8 protein-coding genes are annotated in these 7,704 nt (G+C 36.9%); 6 read left to right on the forward strand and 2 right to left on the reverse strand.

The window, feature by feature from the left end; all coding sequences use genetic code 11:
* Nucleotides 1-360: 360 nt before the first annotated feature.
* The 4 genes from sdhC (at nucleotide 361) to AC1DTM_RS14420 (ending at nucleotide 4,085) form a co-directional block, all read left to right on the forward strand.
* Nucleotides 361-987 carry a succinate dehydrogenase cytochrome B558 gene (sdhC, locus tag AC1DTM_RS14405; RefSeq protein ID WP_002015407.1) on the forward strand — a complete coding sequence of 209 codons (627 nt, stop codon included), beginning with the start codon at nucleotides 361-363 and terminating at the stop codon, nucleotides 985-987.
* Nucleotides 988-1,000: 13 nt separating this feature from the next.
* Entirely contained in the window at nucleotides 1,001-2,794 is a 1,794-nt protein-coding gene (gene sdhA / locus AC1DTM_RS14410) for a succinate dehydrogenase flavoprotein subunit (protein ID WP_002160314.1), read from the forward strand.
* Nucleotides 2,787-3,548, forward strand: coding sequence for a succinate dehydrogenase iron-sulfur subunit (gene sdhB / locus AC1DTM_RS14415; RefSeq protein ID WP_002088861.1), 762 nt, complete (start codon nucleotides 2,787-2,789; stop codon nucleotides 3,546-3,548). Before sdhA ends, sdhB begins: the two co-directional genes overlap by 8 nt.
* Before the next feature lie 93 nt (nucleotides 3,549-3,641).
* Nucleotides 3,642-4,085 carry an acyl-CoA thioesterase gene (locus tag AC1DTM_RS14420; RefSeq protein WP_002015410.1) on the forward strand — a complete coding sequence of 148 codons (444 nt, stop codon included), beginning with the start codon at nucleotides 3,642-3,644 and terminating at the stop codon, nucleotides 4,083-4,085.
* 36 nt (nucleotides 4,086-4,121) lie between these two features.
* Here the strand turns inward: AC1DTM_RS14420 and AC1DTM_RS14425 are convergent, their stop codons facing one another.
* On the reverse strand, nucleotides 4,122-4,901 hold the full coding sequence (locus AC1DTM_RS14425) for a M15 family metallopeptidase (RefSeq protein ID WP_088099546.1): 780 nt from the start codon (nucleotides 4,899-4,901) through the stop codon (nucleotides 4,122-4,124).
* A 265-nt stretch (nucleotides 4,902-5,166) separates the two neighbouring features.
* Here AC1DTM_RS14425 and motA point away from each other — a divergent pair, with 265 nt between their 5' ends.
* Entirely contained in the window at nucleotides 5,167-5,961 is a 795-nt protein-coding gene (gene motA, locus AC1DTM_RS14430) for a flagellar motor stator protein MotA (RefSeq protein ID WP_002112100.1), read from the forward strand.
* Nucleotides 5,951-6,736 carry a flagellar motor protein MotB gene (motB, locus tag AC1DTM_RS14435; protein ID WP_002160317.1) on the forward strand — a complete coding sequence of 262 codons (786 nt, stop codon included), beginning with the start codon at nucleotides 5,951-5,953 and terminating at the stop codon, nucleotides 6,734-6,736. The genes motA and motB overlap by 11 nt, the downstream gene beginning before the upstream one ends.
* Before the next feature lie 28 nt (nucleotides 6,737-6,764).
* On the opposite strand, the gene AC1DTM_RS14440 is transcribed toward motB, so the two are convergent.
* Entirely contained in the window at nucleotides 6,765-7,592 is an 828-nt protein-coding gene (locus AC1DTM_RS14440; protein ID WP_002160318.1) for a 5'-nucleotidase, lipoprotein e(P4) family, read from the reverse strand.
* Nucleotides 7,593-7,704 lie beyond the last annotated feature (112 nt).

A 7,704-nucleotide genomic window follows, 5' to 3' on the forward strand; every position in this document is an offset into this window, starting at 1 on the left:
AAGCKAAGGCGTTCAATGAAACATCTTCTAAAGATGTTATATCGATTGTATTTTTGCTCACAATATTCCCCTCTTTCTATAGGGATTATTATATAACATTTTTCATTTATAAAAACAGATTTTTCTTAGGGAAAATCTGAATATATAAGAAGAAAAAAAGAATTGGCAAATTATATGCAAATTATGTATACGTTTTCTTGACGCTTCGACAAAAATAGGGGTAAAATGAACTTGGAATCAAATTATGCTGAAATATTTTGAATAATTTTTTCAGTTTTTCTTATGCCAATAGTGAAAAAACATTATTGTTGTAAATTAATCTGAAAACAGCAGTCAAACATTCAAGGGGGTAATGGGGACATGAAAGGCCGCGAGTATACGTTTCGTAAGTGGCACTCATTAATGGGGGTCATCCCGGTTGGTGTCTTTTTGACGCAACATTTAATTGTAAACAACTTTGCAACAAGAGGAGCAGAGGCTTTTAACAAAGCTGCAGGCTTTATGGAGCTCCTTCCATTCCGGTATGCGCTAGAAATTTTCATCATCTTTTTACCTATACTGTACCATGCTATATATGGCTTATATATTGCATTTACAGCTAAGAACAATGCGGTATCTTACGGCTATTTCCGTAACTGGATGTTCGTCTTCCAACGAATTTCAGGTATCGTTACGCTGATCTTCATTTCTTGGCACGTCTGGGAAACTCGTATTCAAGCATTGTTAGGTAAAGAGGTAAACTATGATATGATGGCAGATATTTTAAACAACCCATTTATGTTTGGTTTCTATTTAGTTGGTGTTGTTTCAACAATTTTCCACTTTGCAAATGGACTATGGACATTCTGCATAAGCTGGGGAATTACAGTATCTCCACGTTCACAAAGAATCTCTACTTATGTAACATTAGCTATTTTCTTAGGTCTATCTTATGTAGGTGTGAGTGCATTATTAGCGTTCATCGATCCACAGCTAGCAAACCAGTAAGGAGTGGGAGAGCATGAAAGGGAAACTTATAGTAGTCGGCGGTGGCTTGGCCGGCTTAATGGCAACGATTAAAGCGGCAGAAGCAGGAGTGAATGTTGAACTATTTTCTTTAGTACCAGTAAAACGTTCACATTCTGTATGTGCCCAAGGTGGAATTAACGGTGCCGTAAATACAAAAGGTGAAGGGGATTCTCCATGGATCCACTTTGACGATACAATTTATGGTGGGGACTTCTTAGCGAACCAACCACCAGTTAAAGCGATGTGTGATGCAGCACCTGGTATTATTCATTTAATGGACCGCATGGGTGTTATGTTCAACCGTACGGAAGAAGGGCTTCTTGATTTCCGTCGTTTCGGTGGAACACAACATCATCGTACAGCATTTGCTGGCGCAACAACTGGTCAACAATTACTATATGCATTAGATGAGCAAGTACGTCGTCATGAAGTAGCAGGACTTGTAACGAAATATGAAGGTTGGGATTTCTTACGAGCTGTTGTGGATGATGAAGGTGTGTGCCGAGGAATCGTCGCGCAAGACTTACAAACTATGGAGATAAAAAGTTTCCAAGCTGATGCCGTGATTATGGCAACAGGGGGCCCTGGTATCATCTTTGGAAAATCAACAAACTCTATTATTAATACAGGTACAGCAGCGTCTGCTGTATATCAACAAGGTGCATATTATGCGAACGGTGAGTTCATTCAAATCCATCCAACGGCAATTCCTGGAGACGATAAGTTACGTCTTATGAGTGAATCTGCACGTGGTGAAGGTGGACGTGTTTGGACGTATAAAGATGGTAAGCCATGGTACTTCTTAGAAGAAAAATATCCAGCTTACGGAAACCTTGTACCTCGTGATATTGCAACGCGTGAAATCTTTGATGTTTGCGTAGAGCAAAAACTAGGTATTAACGGTGAAAACATGGTGTACTTAGATCTTTCTCATAAAGATCCGAAAGAACTAGATATTAAACTTGGTGGAATTATTGAAATCTATGAGAAATTTACAGGTGATGATCCTCGTAAACTACCAATGAAAATCTTCCCAGCGGTTCACTATTCAATGGGCGGATTATGGGTTGATTATAAACAAATGACAAGTATTCCAGGTTTATTTGCAGCAGGTGAGTGTGATTATTCTATGCACGGTGGTAACCGCCTTGGTGCGAACTCACTATTATCAGCAATTTACGGTGGTATGGTAGCAGGACCGAACGCGATTGAGTATATGAAAGGTCTTTCTAAATCATCTGATGCTGTTTCATCTACTGTATATGAGCAAAATGAATTAATCGAAACAGAGAAATTTAACAATATTTTAACGCTTGATGGTAACGAAAATGCATATGTTCTTCATAAAGAGCTTGGAGAATGGATGACAGATAACGTTACAGTAGTTCGTGAAAATAAAAAGTTAATAGAAACTGATGCGAAAATTGAAGAGTTAATGGCGCGTTACAAACGCATTAACATTAACGATACAGCGAGATGGAGTAACCAAGGTGCTTCATTTACACGCCAACTTGCAAATATGTTCGAGTTAGCACGTGTTATTACAATTGGCGCATATAACCGTAATGAAAGCCGCGGAGCGCATTACAAACCAGAATTCCCAAATCGTGATGATGCAAACTTCTTAAAAACTACGATGGCGAAATTTGAGGGAGAAGGAAAAGCACCAGCATTCCATTACGAAGAAGTGGATGTTTCATTAATTAAACCACGTAAACGTGACTATTCCTCAAAACATGATGTAGCTGCTAAGGGTGAAGAGAAGGGGGATAAGCAACATGTCTGAGAAAACAATCCGCCTCATCATTACGAGACAAGATGGACCAGATGCACAAGAGTTTGACCAAGAGTTTGAAATTCCATATCGTCCAAATATGAATATTATTTCGGCACTGATGGAAATTCGTCGTAATCCTGTTGATTCAAAAGGAAACCAGACGACTCCGATTGCATGGGATATGAACTGTTTAGAAGAAGTATGTGGTGCTTGTTCGATGGTGATTAACGGAAAACCACGTCAATCATGTACAGCTCTTATTGACCAGTTAGAACAACCAATTCGCTTAAAGCCGATGAAGACATTCCCGATTGTACGTGACTTACAAGTTGACCGTAGCCGTATGTTTAATGCGTTAAAACGTGTTAAAGCTTGGATTCCAATCGACGGTACGTACGACCTAGGACCAGGTCCAAGAATGCCAGAGAAAAAGCGTCAATGGGCATATGAACTTTCGAAATGTATGACATGTGGTGTTTGCTTAGAGTCATGTCCGAACGTAAACAGTAAGTCTGACTTTATTGGACCAGCACCGCTTTCACAAGCGCGTTTATTTAACTCGCATCCAACTGGTGAAATGCATAAAGCAGATCGCTTGCGTGCAATTATGGGTGATGGAGGACTTGCAAACTGTGGTAACTCTCAAAACTGTGTGCAATCATGTCCGAAAGGTATTCCATTAACAACTTCAATTGCAGCATTAAACCGTGATACAACAATTCAATCGTTCAAAGATTTCTTTGGTAGCGACAATAACTATTAATAAATATTGCCTCTTCATGTTGAAGAGGCAATATTTATAACTTTATATTTCTGTTTATTCTGTTTATTTTAAAGGCGAAAAGGAGAGGGAACAATGAAGAGAATTTCTTATATCGAAGACTTTGAGCAATGGGAAAGTGGTTTTTCATTTTATAATCCTGTCAAAGTTCGTTTTGGTGAAGTAGATATGTTTGGACATGTAAATAATGTCGTTGCTTTTACATATTTTGAAGAAGCTCGTATCGCATTGTTTAAAGAACTTGGATTTATGCAAGAATGGACACATGAATCATCAGAAACGATGATCGTTGTTGCAGATTTACAATGCAATTTTATTAAACAAATTTATTTTGATGAGCAGTTGAAAGTATATGTAAAGGCAGGAGCGGTTGGGAACTCCTCATTAGATTTACACTATATGGTCAAAAATGCAGAGGGGGAAGTTTGTTTAGTTGGACGCGGTATGATGGTCCAAGCATCGAAAAAAACTGGAAGAGGCGAACCGTGGCCTGAGGAATGGAAGGAATTATTACAATAATAGAATAAAAGAAAAATAAGAGAGCGATTCGCTCTCTTATTTTTTGTCCTTCGTTGCCTCTTCTAATGTTAGGTGGTGCTTATATATGTATGCGGCATATGGATTGCCAACGTAGCGTAAGTGCCACGGTTCGTATGAATACTCTGTTGTCTCTGTTTTATCCTCTAAATAACGAATGACAAAACCAAATTCATGAGCATGTTCCGCAACCCATTTTCCTTCTGCTGTCTCTCCAAAGATTGGTTCTAATTGGAATTTAGCAGATTTTGAGCTAATATCCATTGCTAGACCAGTTTGATGCTCACTTGTTCCAGGAATTGCACTTACCGAATCAGCCTCAGCTTTTCCTTGGCGTTTAATATATGTATTATGTAATGACTGTTGGCGTTTGTAAGAACGGTAACCTGAAACTGCTGTAAGTTCTAAACCTTCTTCTTTCGCTGCTTGGAACATTTTTTCAAGAGCGTCTGCAGCATCTTTGCGAAGTAATGTTTTCTCTTTATCTTTTGGACTAGTAAATGGTACGTTCGGTTTCGTTAAATCTTCTGGAATGTACCCATCTGGTAATTTACGATGTTTATTGACTAATACAAGAGCAGAATCTGGATTTGTTACAACGGAAAAATTATCATCTAGTTTCTTTGCATTATGATCAGCTTTTGGAAAAGCAGGAATCTCTTCTTTTGGATGGTTACTATGTTTTTGACTTTCGACAGCTTTCGCCTCATTTTGCAGTGGTGATTTAGAACCAAAGTAAGCGAAAGATGTGATACCGATTACAATAGTAGTGGCAGAAATAAGTATTATCTTTTTCATGATACCTTGTAATCACTGTCCTTTCTTAATAAAATATGTATCGTTTTTATTATAAGTCTAGTTTATTGAAAAAGAAATATAAGAGTCATAACGTAATAGAAATGCAAAGAAAATGTCAGAAAATGTGTGAAATTGTATTATTTTTTTTATATAATTCATTTCCTATCTTTCATGTGATTCATTTTTTATGTAATATATACATATAAGGAGATGTAACGATTATGGGGAATAAAGGACTTCTTGTATAGACTAGGAGTGAATGGGAATGGATTTTGCAACAATTATTGGAGTCATTTTAGGAGTGTTGGCAGTAGTAGTAGGAATGGTCGTCAAGGGCGCTGACGTAATGGCCTTAGTTAATCCTGCAGCAGCATTAATTATTTTTGTGGGTACATTTGCTGCAGTATGTATTGCCTTTCCAATGAATCAACTAAAAAGGATTCCAAAATTATTTAAAGTTCTTTTTGGTTCAAATAAAAAAGATTTAAGTTATGAACAGTTACTAGAATTATTTGTTCATTGGACATCTGAGAGTAGAAAATACGGTATTTTGTCTTTAGAACAACAATTAGATAAAATTCAAGATGAATTTCTCTTGCGTGGTATGAAGTTTGTGATTGATGGTGTATCTGCAGAAGACTTAGAACAAATTTTAGAAGCTGAATTAGAAGCAATTGAAGAAAGACATGCAAAAGGAGCTACTATTTTTTCGCAAGCTGGTACATATGCACCTACATTAGGGGTTTTAGGTGCTGTTATTGGTCTTGTAGCTGCACTTGGAAATTTAACTGATATTGAAAAGCTAGGACATGCTATTTCAGGTGCGTTTATTGCAACGATTTTCGGTATTTTTTCAGGTTACGTATTATGGCATCCATTTGCAAATAAATTAAAGCAAAAGTCTGCTGCTGAATTAGAGAAGAAACGTTTAATTATTGATTGTTTATTAATGTTACAAGAAGGTACATATCCATTTATTATGAAAAACCGCATTTTAGGTGCGCTTTCTGCAACTGAGCGTAAAAAGCTAGAAAAAGGAGCGGAAAAGAATGCGGAGTAGGAAGAATAGAAGAAGTAAAAGGAAAAAGCATGACGAACATATCGATGAAACTTGGTTAATCCCGTATTCTGATATGCTAACATTGTTGTTTGCGCTGTTTATTGTTTTATTTGCAATGAGTAGTATAGATGCTGCGAAATTTAAACAGATGGCAGTAGCTTTTCGAAGTGAACTAGCAGGTGGAACAGGAAATAAAGAGTTTTTAAGTGATCAAAAACCAAAAGAAGAAAAAGAGCTATCGGCAAGTGGTTTGGAATCTGAGAAAATCAAAAAAGATGCTGAAGCTGAAGTGAARAAGCAAGAAATGAATGAATTAAAAGCAGTACAACAAAGTATTGACAAGTATATTGAGGAAAAGCAATTATCTTCTTCGTTTAAAACGGATTTAACTGAAAAAGGATTAATGGTAACGATATTAGAAAATGTATTATTTGACTCAGGGAAAGCAGATGTGAAGTTGGAATCATTAGGGATTGCAAAAGAGATGTCTAACCTGCTTGTGTCGGCATCACCTCGTGAAATTACAGTGTCGGGTCATACAGATACAGTTCCTATCGCAAATGCTCAGTTTGCATCAAACTGGGAGTTAAGTACACAGCGTGCAGTTAATTTTATGCAGGTGTTACTCCAAAATAAAGAATTGCAACCAGAAAAGTTTAGTGCAGTTGGTTACGGAGAATATCGTTCAATTGCACCAAATGATACGCCTGAAGGAAAAGCGAAAAATAGACGTGTTGAAGTGTTTATCTTGCCTTTAACAAGAAATATGCAATAAAAGAGGATGGCGTAAGCCATCCTCTTTGTTATTTTGCATCAAATGATTTTAAGTTTTCATGACGGATTTTGTCTTTTTCTGCATCTGATTTTTTGAAATTATAATCGTATAAAGCACCTTCCCAGTCACCATACATTGGATTAGGGAAAATGATGAATTTTTCACCAAATTGTGCTTTTGATTCTGCTACTGTTTCATTGCGATCTTTTACAGATTTCCCATCAAAACCAGTGAAATCAGATAAGTTGTCACCGAAGAATAGGACGATGTCATGTGTTTGCGAAACAAGCTCACGACGTTTTTCTTTCCCTTTTTCTTTCGGATCTTGTAATAAGATATGCTCTTTTGTTGCTTGTGGAGCACCAACGCGCTCAAGGTTTTTAATAGTTGCATCTAGTTGATTCGTTTTGCGATTTGAGATGTAGTAAATATCTACACCTTTAGACTCTGTATATTTTAAGAAATCAATCGCGCCTGGAAGAGCTTCAGCTTCAGCTTTATTAATCCAATCGTCCCATTTATAAGGATAGCCTTTTCCTGTTTTTACGCTCATTGCTTGATGAGGACTGTTATCTAAAACAGTTTCATCTAAATCAAGTACGATAGCAGGTTTTTTGCCTGTCCCTTTTGCAAGAGCTGCATCAAGCTTCAATTGACCAATATTGTATCCTTGATAGTATAGTGCTTTCGTTTCGCCAGCTGTTTGATACCATAAATCAGCCATTAATTGCTGGTCTGTTAATTGTACTTTCTCTTCTTTTGCCACTGTTTTCTCAGCTGTTCCTGAACATGCTACAAGCGATGTGGAAAGAACGGCTACAGATAATAAAGTGGTAATACCCCTCTTCATCTTCATATGTATCCTCCTCGATGTTAGAAAATCATTTAATATTATATATTAAAATATTATATTTTTTTTATGAACATTTGCATATTGTCTTTTGTATATGTAGTAGTTTGTCCTATAG

The sequence above is a fragment of the Bacillus sp. P4_D3 genome (assembly GCF_056401855.1).